At 66.1% G+C, this 16,341-nt stretch carries 14 protein-coding genes; 10 read left to right on the plus strand and 4 right to left on the minus strand.

From position 1 onward, the window contains the following. Window positions 1-143: 143 nt before the first annotated feature. From WN73_RS33830 to WN73_RS33840, 3 genes are all read right to left on the minus strand, one after another. Window positions 144-1,511, minus strand: a complete 1,368-nt coding sequence (locus tag WN73_RS33830) for an MFS transporter (RefSeq protein ID WP_271556518.1) — start codon at window positions 1,509-1,511, stop codon at window positions 144-146. 75 nt (window positions 1,512-1,586) lie between these two features. After that, window positions 1,587-3,116 (minus strand): aldehyde dehydrogenase, encoded by a 1,530-nt coding sequence (locus WN73_RS33835; RefSeq protein ID WP_271556520.1) that lies wholly within the window; start codon window positions 3,114-3,116, stop codon window positions 1,587-1,589. Continuing rightward, entirely contained in the window at window positions 3,113-3,763 is a 651-nt protein-coding gene (locus WN73_RS33840) for a GntR family transcriptional regulator (RefSeq protein WP_271556811.1), read from the minus strand. The genes WN73_RS33835 and WN73_RS33840 overlap by 4 nt, the downstream gene beginning before the upstream one ends. Before the next feature lie 144 nt (window positions 3,764-3,907). Here WN73_RS33840 and WN73_RS33845 point away from each other — a divergent pair, with 144 nt between their 5' ends. The 5 genes from WN73_RS33845 to rnz all read left to right on the plus strand — a co-directional run bounded on the left by WN73_RS33845 (window position 3,908) and on the right by rnz (window position 9,644). Continuing rightward, window positions 3,908-4,681 carry an alpha/beta fold hydrolase gene (locus WN73_RS33845; protein ID WP_271556522.1) on the plus strand — a complete coding sequence of 258 codons (774 nt, stop codon included), beginning with the start codon at window positions 3,908-3,910 and terminating at the stop codon, window positions 4,679-4,681. Between the two features lie 365 nt (window positions 4,682-5,046). Next, a complete protein-coding gene (locus tag WN73_RS33850) occupies window positions 5,047-6,264 on the plus strand; it encodes a multidrug effflux MFS transporter (protein WP_271556524.1) in 1,218 nt (405 codons plus the stop codon). A 15-nt stretch (window positions 6,265-6,279) separates the two neighbouring features. Next, window positions 6,280-7,677, plus strand: coding sequence for a guanine deaminase (gene guaD, locus WN73_RS33855; protein WP_271556526.1), 1,398 nt, complete (start codon window positions 6,280-6,282; stop codon window positions 7,675-7,677). 10 nt (window positions 7,678-7,687) lie between these two features. Further along, window positions 7,688-8,671: an antibiotic biosynthesis monooxygenase gene (locus tag WN73_RS33860; protein WP_271556528.1), complete on the plus strand. Its 984-nt coding sequence runs from the start codon at window positions 7,688-7,690 to the stop codon at window positions 8,669-8,671. A gap of 67 nt (window positions 8,672-8,738) precedes the next feature. Beyond that, window positions 8,739-9,644 (plus strand): ribonuclease Z, encoded by a 906-nt coding sequence (gene rnz / locus WN73_RS33865; protein WP_271556530.1) that lies wholly within the window; start codon window positions 8,739-8,741, stop codon window positions 9,642-9,644. A 10-nt stretch (window positions 9,645-9,654) separates the two neighbouring features. Here rnz and WN73_RS33870 read toward each other — a convergent pair whose 3' ends face one another. Further along, window positions 9,655-10,488 carry an IclR family transcriptional regulator gene (locus tag WN73_RS33870; protein ID WP_271556532.1) on the minus strand — a complete coding sequence of 278 codons (834 nt, stop codon included), beginning with the start codon at window positions 10,486-10,488 and terminating at the stop codon, window positions 9,655-9,657. A 125-nt stretch (window positions 10,489-10,613) separates the two neighbouring features. Here WN73_RS33870 and WN73_RS33875 point away from each other — a divergent pair, with 125 nt between their 5' ends. From WN73_RS33875 to WN73_RS33895, 5 genes are read left to right on the plus strand one after another with little or no spacing between them, the layout of a single operon-like run. After that, on the plus strand, window positions 10,614-11,537 hold the full coding sequence (locus WN73_RS33875; protein WP_271556534.1) for a dihydrodipicolinate synthase family protein: 924 nt from the start codon (window positions 10,614-10,616) through the stop codon (window positions 11,535-11,537). Between the two features lie 27 nt (window positions 11,538-11,564). Next, on the plus strand, window positions 11,565-13,010 hold the full coding sequence (locus WN73_RS33880) for an FAD-binding oxidoreductase (protein ID WP_271556536.1): 1,446 nt from the start codon (window positions 11,565-11,567) through the stop codon (window positions 13,008-13,010). Next, window positions 13,007-14,113 (plus strand): four-carbon acid sugar kinase family protein, encoded by a 1,107-nt coding sequence (locus tag WN73_RS33885; protein WP_161535287.1) that lies wholly within the window; start codon window positions 13,007-13,009, stop codon window positions 14,111-14,113. Before WN73_RS33880 ends, WN73_RS33885 begins: the two co-directional genes overlap by 4 nt. Then, the gene (pdxA, locus tag WN73_RS33890) at window positions 14,110-15,147 is read left to right on the plus strand and encodes a 4-hydroxythreonine-4-phosphate dehydrogenase PdxA (protein WP_011086666.1); all 1,038 of its coding nucleotides are present in this window, start codon (window positions 14,110-14,112) and stop codon (window positions 15,145-15,147) included. Before WN73_RS33885 ends, pdxA begins: the two co-directional genes overlap by 4 nt. Before the next feature lie 13 nt (window positions 15,148-15,160). Next, window positions 15,161-16,291, plus strand: coding sequence for an iron-containing alcohol dehydrogenase (locus WN73_RS33895; protein WP_271556539.1), 1,131 nt, complete (start codon window positions 15,161-15,163; stop codon window positions 16,289-16,291). Window positions 16,292-16,341: the final 50 nt, after the last annotated feature.

Here is a 16,341-nt window from a genome sequence, read left to right on the forward strand (position 1 = left end):
CGCAAAACGCGATCTCATCCTGAGGGCCCGCCGTAGGCGGGCGTCTCGAAGGATGGGCCGCGGGCGAGCTTCCCGCCACGCCTTCTTATGCGATCGTCCCGACGTCGATGCCGGGGCGCCCGCAGACCAGCGAACAGTGATGCTCAGGAAGCTTCCTTGAGCACCGGCGAAGCCGATTCCTCGGCCTTGAGCTCCTCGAGGCTGCGATGCCGCGGCTCGATGCCGAGCGCCCAGACCGTGATGATCTGCACCACCAGCAGTCCGATCATCAGCGCCATCACGCCGGCCACGCCGCGCGTCTCGAACAGCGACACCACGAGGAATGGTGTGACGATCGTGGCGCCGCGCCCGAGCGTGTTGACGATGCCCGAAGCGCGCAGGCGGACCTCGGTCGGAAACAGCTCGGGGATGTAGATGCCGAACAGAAGCGCGACCAGGACGTAGATCGGCACCGTCAGCGCAAAGCCCACGGCCGGCAGCAGGATCGGATCGGAGATCATGGGGTAGAGGACGCCGAGCGCCACTGCGATCAGCGACGCGCCGATGATGGTCGGCTTCCGGCCCCAGCGGTCGGCGGTCAATGCGCCGATCGCCGCGCCGACGGGAGCGCCGATCGCCATCAGCAGCGAGTAGCCGAACGAGGTTGCGATCGAGAGCCCTTGCTTGACGAAGAACACCGGGAGCCAGGTCACGAAGCCATAGAGCAGGGTGTTGATCGTGATCAGGCAGACGGCGCCGACGATCATCCGCGACAGCAAGGGAGCAGTGAACAGCGTGCCGAGATCGGGGGACACTGGGGCCGGTGCCGTAGCTGCGGGAGGAGGCAAGGGCTGGCCTTGCGCCGCCTCCTTCTCGATGGCCTGCATCAGCGCTTCCGCTTCAGCGGTGCGACCGACCGCTTCCAGCCAGCGCGGGGATTCCGGCAACGACTTGCGCATGTACCAGACGACGAGCGCGCCGACGCCGCCGAGCACGAACATGGAGCGCCAGCCGAACTGCGGCACCAGTACCGATGCGACCAGCAGGGCGACGGGCAGACCGGTGACGACGCAGACGGCCGTGAGCCCGAGCCATTTACCGCGGGTGCGCGCGGGAACGAATTCCGTCATCGTCGAATAGCCGACGACATTCTCCGCCCCTAACCCGACCCCCATCACGAAGCGGCAGGCAATGAGGAAGGCCATATCAGGCGAGAACGCGGCGGCGAGGGAAGCGATGCCGAAAAGCAGCAAATTGAATTGATAGGTGAAGCGGCGTCCGTAGCGGTCGCCGAGAAAGCCGGTGCCGAACGATCCCAGCATCATGCCGACGAAGGTCGCGGAGATGAAAGCCGCGTTCTGGGCGAGCGTCGAAAAGCCGGTCTTCAGCGTCACGCTCAGCACGGTCCCGGCGATATAGATGTCGAAGCCGTCGAAAAACATGCCGATGCCGATCAGCAGCATGATGCGGCGGTGGAATGGCCCGATCGGCAGCCGATCAAGACGGCTGCCTGCGTTCACCGATGTCGACATATACGCTCTCCCTTGACTGTTATTCTGGTCGATGCGGCCCGCCTTCTGTGAGCGATCTGCCGCGTGCAATGTCTGCTAGTTGAGGCGCTTCTGGTTGGCCGTGTCGCGATACCAGTCGAACGGCTGCTCGTGGGTCGCGACCATCACGCTCTTGGTGTTGAAGTGGTCGTTGAAGCTTTCGGTGCCGCATTCGCGGCCGATGCCGGAATCGTCGACGCCGCCCCAGGGCGAGGCCGGGTCGAGCCGGTGGTGGTCGTTGATCCAGACGATGCCGGCCTTGACCGAGGCGGCGACACGATGCGCGCGGGCGACGTCGCGCGTGCGGATCGCGGCGGCGAGACCGAACGGCGAGTCGTTGGCAAGCCGGAGCGCGTCGGTCTCGTCCTTGAACGGCGTTACCGACGTGAAGGGACCAAACACCTCCTCCTGGAAGATGCGCATGTCGGATGTGACGTCGGCGAAGACCGTCGGCTCGACGAAATAGCCGTTGTCGTGGCCCGGCACCTTCGCGGCAACACCGCCGGTGACGAGACGCGCGCCGTCTTCGTGGCCGTAGCCCGCGTAGGTGAGAACGCGGTCGCGCTGCCGGGCGGAGATCACGGGGCCCATTTGGGTGCTCGCATCGAAGGGATCGCCGACGCGGATCGTGCGGGTCTTGGCCTGCAGCTTCTCGACGAATTCGTCATAGATGGTGGCCTGGACGATGTGGCGCGAGGCACAGACGCAGGTCTGTCCGGCGCCGATGAAAGCGCCGAACGCGGCGTAGTTGACGGCGCGGTCGACGTCGAAATCGTCGAACACCATCACCGGCGTCTTGCCGCCGAGCTCCATGGTCTGATGTGCGAACACTTTTGCCGCCGCGCTGCCGGCGATGCGGCCGGCCTCGGTGCCGCCGGTCAGGACCAGCTTGTTGATGTCGCCATGTTCGGCCAGCATCTTGCCGGCGCTCTGGCCGAGGCCCAGCACGATATTGAAGACACCCGGCGGAAGGCCGGCTTCGGTGAAGATCTGCGCGAGTTTCAAGGTCGTCAGCGGTGTGTATTCGGACGGCTTGACCACGGTGACGCATCCGGTCGCCAGCACCACGGCCAGCGACTTGCACAGGATCATCAGCGGATGGTTGAAGGGCGTGCAGTTGGCGACGATGCCGATCGGCGTGCGAAGCGTGTAGTTCAGATACGCGCCTTCCACGGGGATCACGGAGTCGCGGCGCGCCAGCGCAACGCCCGCAAAGTAGCGAAAGAAATCGGGCAGGCGGGAGAGCTGCGCGCGGGTCTCGTTGACCGGGCGGCCGTTGTTGAGGGTTTCCAGCCGGTACAGGCTGTCGAGATTGGCCTCGAAGGCATCGGCGAGCTTGTTGACCAGTCTGGCACGGGCGCGCGTATCCATGCCGCCCCAGGCCTTGCCTTCGAATGCGGCGCGCGCGCTCTTCATGGCGCGGTCGATGTCCTCGGCAGTTGAATTGGGAATGCGGGCAATGACGTCGCCGGTCGCGGGGTTGCGCACGTCGAGCATCGCGCCGTTCCCGGCTTCGACTTCACGTCCGTCGATGAAATTGCCGTGGGTTTCGACGTCGATCGACGCAGGTTTTGAAGGAATGTTCATGATAACCTCTCCTCGACGATGACGGCGTTGCGCTTGAGCGCCGGCAGAACGCGTTTTTCGGTGGCCCCGATATGAGCCTTGATGATGCGCGCCGCGGTTCGCGTCTCGCGGCTCTGCATGGCGTCGATCAGGGCGACGTGCTCGGCGACGAGCTTCGCGGGGTCGTGCCCCCTAAGGTTGGAGATGCTGACGCGGACCAGCCGGTCGGCCTGGCCGATCAGGTCGCACAGCGCCGTCGCCATCCGGCGATTGCCGGACGCATGCGCCAGCGCGGAGTGGAAGGCGCGATTGTAGGCGATGAAGTCCTCGTGGTTGCCGGCGAAGCGGCGAAATTCATCGAGCGATTTCAGGACACTGTCGGGCGCGCTCTCGATCGCCTCGGCAACGCAGGCCGGCTCCAGCGCAAGACGGAAGCGCAGGAGGTCGCGGGCGTCCGCCAGCGAGATCGGCGTGACCCGGTAGCCCTGGCGCGGCTGCACCGTCACGAGATGCTCGCGCTGCAGGCGCAGAAGCGCATCCCGGACCGGTTGCCGGCTCACTTCATAGCGCTCGGCAAGGTCCTGTTCGCGCATTTCATCGCCCGGCGCGAAGCGACAAGCTAAAATATCAGACCTGAGACGGTCGTAGATATTCTCGCGCAAAAGCATCATATGTTCGGTCTCCTTGGCATTAATATCTCAATCGTGATATTTCACGTCAAGGGCCAAATGCTTGAATTCCCTGACAGTTGATTTATCAATCAGCGCCTCCGCGGCGCGCCAACGACCGACGAAGTGAGGGAAAGACCGGACATGGACAGGCTTCTTGCCAACGGGACCGTCAACGCCGCGCAATCGGGCGAGGGGCCGCCGCTGTTCCTCTTTCACTCGCTGTTGTCGGATCGCGCGAGCTTCGATGCGATCGTGCCTGAGCTTCAGAGGTCGTTTCGCACCATCGTGCCGGAGCTGCCGGGGTTCGGCCGTTCACGCCCGGTGGACGGCGGCCTTGCTGCGGTCGCGGACCGGATGGCCGAGGCCGTGCGCGAAGGCGCGGGCGGCGCGCCGGCGATCGTGCTCGGCAATGGTTACGGTGGGTTCGTCGCGTTACAGATGGCGATCCGGCATCCGGAGATCGCCAGCAAGCTCGTTCTCGCCGACAGCGGCGCAGCGTTCTCGGCGCCCGGCCGCGAGGCGTTTCGCAACATGGCGAAGGCATCGTGCGAGAAGGGGTTGGAGACCATCACCGACGTCGCGATGCGTCGCCTGTTTGCGCCCGAGTTCCAGGCGCAGCAAACGGAGTTGATGCAGGATCGTCGTGCCGCGTTTCTGCGGACGGATCCCGGCGTGTTCCGTGCCGCGTGCGATGCATTGGCGAGCCTCGATCTTCGAGCTGAGCTTGCCGCGGTGAAAGTTCCGGTCCTCGTTCTCGTCGGCGAGCACGACGAAGCGACGCCGCCGCCGATGTCGCGTGAATTGGCCGCCGGATTGCCACGCGCCGAGCTCAAGGTCATCCCGGGCTGCGCCCACGTGCCGCAGCTTCAATCGCCGCGACAGTTTCTCGGAGCTCTTCAAGGCTTCCTGTTTTGAAGACGCCGCGATGCCTTCCGAACGGTTAATGGTTCGGCTCGGCGGCGAATTCAGCTTTGGGGATCGTGCAATCCTGCGCCTGTCTTGCCCGACGTGTCAAACGTCCTCGCGGGCAAGGCGCGAGCCCGCGCGGCAGGAAATTCCTCATTGATTTGTACTGTGCATGGGGTTGTTTTCGCGTTTTTTGTTTGGACCCCCAGGTAGCGACGATCGGCACGTCAGCCGTCTGCATTGAACCGGACCTCCTAAGAGTTTTTACACACAGTTCTGGCACGCTCCGCGCGTCCATATCCGCACCCCGCATCGTCGCGTCTCATTGCGCGCACGAAAAGATGGAACCCGCGGGCATCGAGGGGGCGTTACCCATGACTGCACTTACTTCGGACGCCGGTCGTGCGAAGGGCGGGATCGTGCCGATCCTGTTGTGCGTCGTGCCGTTCAGCCAGATTCCGCTCGATGCCTATACGCCCGGCCTGCCGCAGATGGTGGTGGATCTTTCCGCCGATCCGGCGTCGATGCAGAACACCGTCACCGCCTACATGCTCGGCATGAGCCTCGCACTGGTGCCGGTCGGCATCGCCTCCGATACGCTCGGTCGCCGCAACGTCCTGCTCGCGGGGCTGTCGGTGCTCATCGCGATGAGCATTGCCTGCGCGCTCGCCAACAGCGCATCGCTGCTGCTTGCGCTGCGCTTCCTGCAAGGCGTCGGCGGCTGCACCTGCCTCGTCGTTGCCTATGCGGTCGCGGCCGATTGCTTTCGTGGCCGCGAGCTCACCGCGATCTCCGGCCTGCTTGGCGCGGCCTGGGGACTTGCACCGGTGCTTGCACCCGCGGCCGGCGGCTTCATCGTCGAGCTGACGTCGTGGCGCGGAGTGTTCGTCATCATCGCCATTGCCGCGGAGATCGTCGCCGCGATCGTCGTGCTGTTGCTGCCCGAGACGTTGCCGGCGGAGCGGCGCACGCCGTTCGATCCGCGCCGCACGGCCAGCATCCTTCGCGCCGCGCTTGTTCGTCCCGGCTTCCTGGCCTTCGTGCTGGTCTTTGCCGCGGCGGCGAGCGCGCAACTGGCGTTCGGCGTCGTCGCGCCCTTCTTCTACCAGACCGGCCTCGGTTATTCGGCGGCGATCTACGGCCTCGTTGCGCTCGGCCTTGGCGGCGTCAATCTCGCCGGCGAGCTCGGCTGCGCGCATTTCGCGCGCTTCATGCCGGCCCGCATGCTGGGCTTCGGCGCCTTCGCGCTGTTTCTCGCAGGCTCCGCGGTCCTGACCATAACAGGCATGACCATCGGTCTCGATTTCGCATCGATCACGATCGGCGGCGCGCTGGTGCTCGGCGGCTGCGGAGTCCTGTGCCCGATGATGTACGGCATGGCGCTCGGCCTGTTCGAGCGTGACCACGGCCTGATCGGCGGCCTCATCAGCGCACTCTGCTATCTCGCGGTGAGCGGCGCCATGGCCATCGCGGCGGTGCTGCCCGAAGCAACGCAGGCGCCGATCGGCTGGCTTTATCTCGGCCTCTGCACTGTTGCGGGCACGCTGCTCGCGATCTCGCTGCCTGCGGCGCGCCACGCCACACAGACTTAAGGAAGGAACCAGTTCATGACCACCGTCGGTATTCGCGGCACGTTCTTCGATTTCGTCGACGATCCCTGGAAGCACATCGGCAACGAGCAAGCGGCTGCGCGCTTTCATCAGGACGGCCTCATGGTCGTCACCGGCGGCGTCATCAAGGCGTTCGGTCCGTACGAGAAGATCGCCGCCGCGCATCCGGGCGTTGAGATCACCCATATCAAGGGCCGCATCATCGTCCCGGGCTTCATCGACGGCCACATCCATCTGCCTCAGACCCGCGTGCTCGGTGCCTATGGCGAGCAGCTCTTGCCGTGGCTGCAGAAGTCGATCTATCCCGAGGAGATCAAGTACAAGGATCGCAACTACGCGCGCGAAGGCGTGAAGCGTTTTCTCGATGCACTGCTCGCCGCCGGCACCACCACCTGCCAGGCCTTCACCAGCTCCTCACCGGTCGCGACCGAAGAGCTGTTCGAGGAGGCAAGCAGGCGCAACATGCGCGTGATCGCGGGTCTCACCGGGATCGACCGCAACGCGCCGGCCGAATTCATCGATACGCCCGAGAATTTCTATCGCGACAGCAAGCGGCTGATCGCGCAGTATCACGACAAGGGCCGTAACCTCTACGCTATCACGCCGCGCTTCGCCTTCGGCGCCTCGCCCGAGCTGCTGAAGGCGTGTCAGCGCCTCAAGCATGAGCATCCGGACTGCTGGGTCAATACCCACATCTCCGAGAATCCGGCCGAGTGCAGCGGCGTGCTGGTCGAGCACCCGGACTGCCAGGACTATCTCGGCGTCTACGAGAAGTTCGACCTGGTCGGCCCAAAGTTCTCCGGCGGCCACGGCGTCTATCTCTCGAACAACGAATTCCGCCGCATGTCCAAGAAAGGCGCGGCGGTGGTGTTCTGCCCGTGCTCGAACCTGTTCCTCGGCAGCGGCCTGTTCCGTCTCGGCCGCGCCACCGATCCGGAGCATCGCGTGAAGATGTCGTTCGGCACCGATGTCGGCGGCGGCAACCGCTTCTCGATGATCTCCGTGCTCGACGACGCCTACAAGGTCGGCATGTGCAACAACACGCTGCTCGACGGCAGCATCGATCCGTCGCGCAAGGACCTCGCGGAAGCCGAGCGCAACAAGCTCTCGCCCTATCGTGGCTTCTGGTCGGTCACGCTCGGCGGCGCCGAAGGCCTCTACATCGACGACAAGCTCGGCAATTTCGAGCCCGGCAAGGAGGCCGATTTCGTCGCGCTCGATCCGAACGGCGGCCCGGTCGCTCAACCCTGGCACCAGTCGCTGGTCGCCGACGGTGCTGGTCCGCGCACGGTCGATGACGCCGCGAACATGCTGTTCGCCGTCATGATGGTCGGTGACGATCGCTGCGTCGACGAGACCTGGGTGATGGGCAAGCGTCTCTACAAGAAGAGCTGAAGCGGACGCGATGAACGGATCACCCGATACGGCCGGCCAGCCGGTCGCCCTCGTCATCCAGCGCCGCATCGCCGACGACGGCTTTGCGGCGTTTGCGCGGTGGAACGGCGAGGTCGGCGAGGTGCTCAAGACCTGGCCCGGCTTTCTCAGCCAGGAGGTGGTACCGCCGCAGCCGCCGGCGCATGTGGACTGGGTGACGATCGTGCGCTTCGCGAGTCCGGCGGCGGCGCGCGCCTGGCTTCAGAGCGAGGTGCGGGCGAAGCTGATTGCGGAGATACAACGCTTCTTCGTTGGTTCGGAGGACGTCCATATCCTGCCCGACACCGGAGTGCAGCGCGACAGCGCGGTCTCCGCCGTGATCTCCTTCAAGGTGCCGGCAGGTTTGGAGGACGCTTTCCTCACCTGGCAGCAGCGCATCCAGGCCGCGGAAGCCGAGTTCAAAGGATTTTTGCGGCACAAGATCGAGCGGCCGATTCCGGGCCTGCACGATGAGTGGATCGTCATCCTGTCATTCGATAGCGATGCCAACCTCAGCGCATGGCTCGACTCGCCGTTGCGGCAGACCCTGCTTAGGGAGGGCGCGCGCTTCAACGCGGGCATGAACGTGAAGCGGGCGAGCTACGGCTTCAATTTCTGGTTCCCGGCCGGCAAGACGCAGGCTCCGGAGCAGGGGCCTGCGTTGATCTGGAAGAGCAACCTCATCGTCCTCCTGGTGCTCTATCCCGTGGTCTACCTCTGGGGCTATTTCGTCAGCGCGCCCTTGATCGACAGCCACGGCGTGCCGGTCTGGCTGTCGCTCTTCGTCGGCAATCTCGTCAGCACCCAGCTGCTCGGCTGGTGGCTGGTGCCGGCCGCCTTCAGGGCGTTGGACTGGTGGGTGACGCCGAAGGCGGCGCTCGGTCGCCAGATCGCGGGCTACGCACTGCTTGGCGCGCTCTACGCCGCGTCGATGGGCCTGTACGCGCTGCTGCTCGCGTGGCATTTGGGGCGGTGAGACCGTCCACCTTGCGCGCCGCTCCGGTGCTGTCGGGGAGAGCGGCGGTCTCTGGACACTGACGAGCATGTTCGCCCTGACATTTCTCGGGACCTCGGCCAGCGTTCCCTCGGCGGAACGCAACCATCCGGCCCTCCTGGTGGAGGCCGCGGGCAAGCGCATCCTGATCGATTGCGGCGAGGGCACGCAGCGTCAGTTGCTGCGCAGTGGCGCCGGCTTCCGGCGGCTCGACCGCATCCTGCTGACGCACGCTCATCTCGATCACGTGCTCGGCATCCCCGGTCTCTTCTCGACGCTGGGCTTGCGGCAATCCTCCGATGTGATGACCATTCATGGCGGCCCGGGCACACTCGACATCGTCATCCGGATGCTGGCGGGCCTGTGGGGCGCGGGCAGGGCGCCGATCCCCGTGGAGTTCGCAGCGCTGAGCGAAGGACAGGTCATCGATGCCGGCGGCTTCACCATCGACTGCTTTCCGGTCCGCCATCGCGACACCGACAGCTTTGGCTTCGTATTCCAAAGCCCCGCGCGCCGTCACCTTCTGTCCGATCGCCTCGCCTCGCTCGGTGTGCCCGACGGTCCCTTGCGCGGCGAATTGGCCCAAGGACGGCCGGTCGTGATCGAAGGCGGCCGGACGATCGATCCGGAGGACGTCCTGGGGCCGCCGAGCGGCGGCAGGAAGCTCGTCGTGATCGGCGACACCGAGGCCACCGCGGGGCTGTCGCAATATGTCGCTGACGCCGACATGCTGGTGATCGAGGCGACGTTCCTCGATCGCGACGCGTCGACCGCGCGGGACTACGGCCATCTCACCGCAGCAGAAGCAGCCGCCTTTGCGGCCGCGAACAATGTCGGACAGCTCGTGCTGACCCATATGTCGGGACGTTACGAGGACGAAGAGATCCTGGCCGAGGCGGCAAGGATCTTCCCGAACAGCCGGATCGCCGCCGACTTCGATCACATCGTCGTCTAGTCCGCCGCCCTCAGCCCGACAATCCCGACTTGATCGCGATATCCTGCACCTGGCGCGTCACCTGCATCAGTCGCGGCAGCGCCTGGTCGCGAAAGGCCGGCATGTCCATGCGCATCGCGTCGATGGTGACGCTCAATCCCCCGATCACGACACCCTGGGCGTCGAAGATCGGCGTGGCCAGCGTCCGCAAGCCATAGGCGTTCTCGCCGTCGGAGACGGCGTGGCCTTTCTTCTTCACCAGGTCGAGCCGGGCGAGCAGGGCGTCGAGATCGGTCAGCGTTCGTTCCGACAGCTTGACGCGAGGGCGCGCTTCCAGTCGCTCGATCTGCTCGTCCCGCGGCAGATGCGCCAGCATGACATGGCCGAGCGCGGCGCTGTAGGCGGGAATGCGCGAACCCGGCCGGCGATCCATCTTGTGGCGGTCGAGGCCGGCGCCGACGCGCGCGAGATAGATCACGTCGCCGCCGTCGAGGATGCCGAGCGAGGCCGCATCGCCCACGTCAGGCACGAGGTCGCGCAGCAGCGGCTCGACGATGGTTCGCAGCGATCCGTGCGACAGCACGGTGTAGCCGAGGTCGAGACAGGCGAGCCCGAGGCGGAACCGGCGGTTTTGCGGAACCGGCTGGAGATAGCCGAGCTCGATCAGGGTCTGGATCAGCCGGAACGCGGTCCCGCGATCGAGATCGGCGCGTGCGGCGACTTCACTCAAGGTGAGCTCGAAGGCCTCGCTGGTGAAACTCCTGAGCACGGCAAACGCCTTGCCGACGGAAGCGACATAATTCTTGGGATTCTTTGGGCTAGCTTCAGGTTTGCGCTTCGCGGCCTTCCTTTGGACCTTGGCCATGCTCGAATGCCCCCGTCATGACAGCATCACCCTTGACGCAGGGGTGCGCTGATTTTACTGACAGTATCAGTAAATAACAAATGTTCGCATTCCGAACAATATCGATTTGGCGATCGGAGGAAGTTTTGTCGACATCATCGCTGCACCCTCATGGCGTGTTCTCCGCCGCGCTGACGCCGCTCGACGCCGAGCTCGCGCCCGATCACGCGCGTTTCGTGGAGCATTGCCGCTACCTTCTGGATGAGGGCTGCAACGGCATCGCGCTGCTCGGCACGACCGGCGAGGCAAACTCCTTCTCAGCGGCCGAGCGCACCGCGCTGCTTGAAGCCGTGGTGGCCGCCGGCATCGCGCCGCAGCGGCTTCTGCCCGGCACCGGCGTTGCCGCGCTCACCGAGACCATCGCGCTGACGCGTCACGCGCTTTCGGTCGGCGTCGATACCGTGGTGATGCTGCCGCCGTTCTACTACAAGAACGTCAGCGATGACGGCATCTACGCCTCCTACAGCGAAGTGGTGCAGCGCATCGGTGATGCGCGCCTGAAAGTCGTGCTCTACCACTATCCGCAGATGTCGGCGCAGCCGATCTCGCATGCGCTGATCGAACGGCTGCGCAAGGCCTATCCGGCCGTCTTCACCGGCATCAAGGATTCGTCCGGCGATTTCGCCAACATGACCGCAATGGTGGAGCGCTTCCCCGGGTTCGCGGTCCTGGGTGGCGCGGACCCGTTGATGCTGCCGTTGCTGCGCAAGGGCGGCGCGGGCTGCATTACCGCGACGTCCAACCTCGTCGCGCGCAGTCTTGCCCACGTCTACAAGCACTTTCGCGACGGCGATGACGATCCGGCCCTCAAGGCGGCGCAGGCGCGCATCGTGAAGGCGCGCGAGCTGGTCTCGCGGTTCCCGCAGATGGCATCGCTGAAGGCGCTGGTGGCCGAGCGCACCGGTCACGCCGGATGGCAGCGGCTGCGGCCGCCGCTGGAGTCGCTGCCGCCGGCTCAAGTGAAAGAACTGCTCGCGGATGCTGCTGCATTCGCTTCCGCCGCCGTCTAGACTTGGCGCGGGCGACGAGGCGATCCGATGTCCGATTCTTTCCAGGGTGCGTTGGCCGGGCTCGCTGATATCGTCGGCGACAAGTACGTCATCGCGTCCGGGCCCGACCAGGAGCCCTATGTGGTGGACTGGCGCGGGCGCTATCACGGCCGCGCCGTGGCGGTGGTGAAGCCCGGCTCGACCGCCGAGGTCGCCTCCGTCGTCAAGTTCTGCGCGGCAAGGCGGCTCGCGATCGTGCCGCAGGGCGGCAACACCGGCATGTGCGGGGCGGCGACGCCGGACGATCGCGCGGGCAATGTCGTGATCCGGCTCGACCGCATGCGGGCCGTGCGCGACGTCAGCCCGCTCGCCAACACGATCACCGTGGAGGCCGGCTGCATCCTCGCCGAGGTGCAGAACGCGGCCCGGGACGTCGATCGCTATTTTCCCCTGAGCCTCGGTGCCGAGGGCTCCTGCCAGATCGGCGGCAATATCTCGACCAATGCCGGCGGCACGGCCGTGCTGCGCTACGGGCCGACGCGCGATCTCGTGCTCGGGTTGGAGGTCGTGCTGCCCGACGGGCGCGTCTTCAACGGCCTGCGCGCGCTGCGCAAGGACAACACGGGCTACGCGCTCAAGCAGCTCTTCATCGGCGCCGAAGGAACGCTCGGCATCGTCACTGCGGCGGTGCTGAAACTGTTCGCGCCGCCGCGCAGCTCGGCTTTGGCGCTATTGAAGTTGCAGGGCGTCGAGCAGGCGCTCGAGCTCATGCAGCGCCTGCGCGGTGCCGTCGGCGACCGGCTCGGCAGCCTCGAGATCATGTCGCGGTCGCAGATCGAGGCGATCGCGAAGACGGTGCCGCATGTCACGATCTCCTTCGAGCTGACGACGCCGTGGTATCTGATCGTCGAGCTGACCGACACGCTCGCAGGCGTGGACCTGAGCGAGCCGCTGGCCGCGGTGCTTGCGGAGGCGATGGACGCGGGTCTTGCTGAAGACGCCATATTGGCCTCCAACCTGGCGCAGGCGAAGGCGATCTGGGCGGTCCGGCACAGCGTGTCCGAAGGCAACAAGCGCAGCGGTTACGTGGTGTCGCATGACAGCGTCGTGCCGCTGGAGCGCCAGGCGGCCTTCGTCAACAATGTCGAGGCCCGGATCAAGGCCGCCGTGCCGCATGCGAATGTGGTCATGCACGGCCATATCGGCGACGGCAACATCCATGTCGTGGCGCTGATCGATCGCGCGCATTGCCAGGACCCGGATGCGACGGCCGAGCTGGTGGCCGAGATCAACGAGATCGTCGACGACGAGACCTTGGCGCAAGGTGGGGCCATCAGTGCCGAGCACGGTATCGGGATCACCAATCGCGGCCGGCTCGCCCGCGTCGCCGATCCGCTCGACATCGAACTGATGCGCGATATCAAGCATCTGCTCGATCCGAATGGCCTGATGAATCCGGGCAAGATTTTCGCCGCAGGAGGCGTGCGCCGATGACGAGCGTCCGCCTGCTTGCCGACGACCTCACCGGTGCGCTCGACACCGCGGCGGAGTTCGTCGGCCTGTGCGGATCGTTCGACGTCACCTGGCCGGAAGCGCCCGCGACGCAGGGCTCCCGGAGCCTCGCAATCGACAGCGGCACGCGGGAGCGCTCCAAGGCCGAGAGCGTCGAGATCGTCGGGCGGCTGGCGCCGCAGCTCCACGGGGCGACGATCGGCTACAAGAAGGTCGATAGCCTCCTGCGTGGCGCATGGGCGGCAGAGCTCGGCGCCTGCCTGCGCAGCGGCCATTGGGCATCTTGCGTGGTCGCGCCCGCCTTCGACTATCAGGGACGCCGTACCGTCGATGGCCAGCAATTCGCGCGCACGGTGCAAGGCGACTGGCATCGTGTCGGCGACAATCTCCTCGCCCAATTGCAGCTCGAGGGCATCGAGGCGCGGCAGGGGCAGGCCGACACGCTGGCGCAGGCCGGCGTTCAGGTCTTCGATGCCGAGAGCGACATCGATCTCGATCGTGTGGTGGAGATGGGACGGCGCATGCCGGGGCCCGTGCTGTGGTGCGGAAGCGGCGGCTTGGCCGGGGCGCTCGCCCGCAGCCATCGTGCCGACGCGCCAAGCCAGTTGAAGCTGCCGGTGCTGGGACTGTTCGGCTCGGACCAGGCTGCCACGGCGTCGCAGCTCGCCGCATGCGGCGAGGCGACCATCGCCCTTGCGGAAGGTGAGGGCGCGATGCGTGTCCAGCGCAAGCTGGCCGGTGACGGAATCGCATTGGTCAAATTCTCTCTCGCCGAAGGCCTGACGCGCGTCGAGGCGGCGCGGCGGATCGCGCGCGAAATGACGGCGCTGATCGCGGCGCTCGATCGACCCGGCACGTTGATCGTCGCCGGCGGCGAGACCCTGAAGGCCGCATGCGTTGCCCTTGGCGCGCATGCCCTTCAGGTGACAGGACGCATCGTGCCGGGGCTGCCGCGTTCAGTGCTGCAAGGCGGGCGCTGGGCCGGCGTTGACGTCGTCTCGAAGTCCGGAGCGTTCGGAACCCGCGATCTCTGGCGTGATCTGCTCCGGGACAATCATCTGCTCAGAATGGAGAGTCCGACATGACCTCTCGTCATCTTGCCATCACCATGGGCGATCCGGCCGGGATCGGGCCGGAGATCATCGTCAAGGCCTGCCTCGGGCTGAAGGGCCGGATCGCGACGGGCGATCTGCGCCTGCTGATCATCGGCAGCGGCGCGGCGCTGGACGGCGCGAAGGCCGCGCTCGGCACCGACGTTGCCATCCCGCAGGTGTCGGCGGACGATCGCGAATGGCCCAACCTCTGCTACCTGCAAGCCGACGCCGAGGGCGACCCGATCAAGCCGGGCGTGCTCAGCGCCGATGGCGGCCGCTTCGCCTATAAGGCGATCGAGCAGGGCGTGCGTCTGACGCAGGCGGGCCGGACCGCGGCCATCGTCACGGCCCCCCTCAACAAGGAGGCCCTCAACAAGGCCGGCTATCATTTCCCCGGCCATACCGAGATGCTGGCCCATCTGACCGGCGTGCGCGGCTCGGTGATGCTGCTCGCCCATGGCAACATGCGCGTCAGCCATGTTTCAACCCATGTCGCGCTGGAAGACGTGCCGAAGCGTCTGACGCCGGAGCGGTTGCGCATGGTGATCGACCTCACCAACGATGCGCTGCGCCGGCTCGGCATTGCCAAACCAAAGATCGCGGTCGCCGCGCTCAACCCGCATGCGGGCGAGGGCGGCCTGTTCGGCCGGCAGGATATCGACGTGTCGGCGCCGACGATCGCCAAAGCGGTCGCCGACGGCCTCGATGTCATCGGTCCCGTGCCCGGCGACACCATCTTCGTCAAGCTGCGCGCCGGCCAGTTCGACGCGGCGGTCGCGATGTATCACGACCAGGGGCACATTCCCGTCAAGCTGCTCGGCTTCCAGGTCGATCCCGCGACCGGTCGCTGGCAGGAGCTCTCCGGCGTCAATATCACGCTGGGCCTGCCGATCATCCGCACCTCCGTCGATCATGGCACCGCCTTCGACATTGCCGGCAAGGGCATCGCCAACGAGCACAGCCTGATCGAGGCCATCGACTATGCCGAACGGCTGGCCGCTGGCGCCTCCGCATCCAAATCATGAGATCGACCGCACGATGACCAACGCCTTCACGCCCATCGAAATCCTTCGTCCTACCATCCTGGAATTCGGCAACGGCACGATCACGGCCGCGGCGCGCTTCGCCGAGCGGACCGGCGCCAAGCGGCCGCTCGTGATTTCCGATGCGTTCAATGCGCGCCGCATCGACATGCTGGCGTTGCCGGGTGCGGTGAAGGCGTTCGGCGACGTCAAGCCCGAGCCGGACCTGCCCAATCTCGAGAAGGCGGTGGCGATGGCGCGCGAGGCAAAGCCCGATCTCGTGGTCGGCTTCGGCGGCGGCAGCGCGATGGATCTCGCCAAGCTGGTCGCGGTGCTCTGCACTTCCGACGTGGCCTTTGCCGACATCGTCGGGCCGGAGAAGGTGGCCGGCCGCAGCGTGGCGCTGATGCAGATCCCGACCACGTCGGGCACCGGCAGCGAGGCCGGCACTCGTGCGCTCGTCACCGATCCCGTCAGCCAGAACAAGCAGGCGGTGCAGAGCCGCTTCATGCTCGCCGACATCGCCATCGTCGATCCGGACTTGACGATGACCGTGCCGAAGGAGGTCACCGCGGCCACCGGCGTCGATGCGCTCGCGCATTGCGTCGAGGCCTATACCAGCCGCAAGGCGCATCCGACGATCGATCTCTATGCGCTCGAGGGAGCGCGGCTGGTCGGGCGCTATCTCAAGCGCGCGGTGGCCGACGGCGGCGACCGCGAGGCGCGCGCCGGTCTTGCCCTGGCTTCGCTCTATGGTGGCTACTGCCTTGGACCGGTGAACACCACCGCCGGCCATGCGGTGGCCTATCCGCTTGGCACGCGCCATCATATCGCGCACGGGCTCGCCTGCGCGGTGATCTTCCCGCACACGCTGGCCTTCAACATGCCGGCGGTCGAGGCGAAGACGCGCGCAGTGCTCCAGGCGCTCGGACTGCCGGAGCAGAGCGATGCGAAACGCGCGTTCGACGCGACTTACGAGTTCTGCAGGGATCTCGGGATCGAGATGCGGCTGTCCGCGCTCGGCGTGCCCAAGGACGACCTCGGGGTGATGGCCGACGAGGCGCACGCCATTCGCCGCCTGCTCGACAACAACCCACGCGATCTCGGCCGGGATGCGATCCACGGGATGTATGAGGTCGCGTTCTAAAACACCCGCCGCGCGCGGCGGCCAATCAATAACACAGTGAAAACAGAGGA

The organism is Bradyrhizobium sp. CCBAU 45394, from assembly GCF_028128655.1.
GTDB classification, from domain to species: domain Bacteria; phylum Pseudomonadota; class Alphaproteobacteria; order Rhizobiales; family Xanthobacteraceae; genus Bradyrhizobium; species Bradyrhizobium diazoefficiens.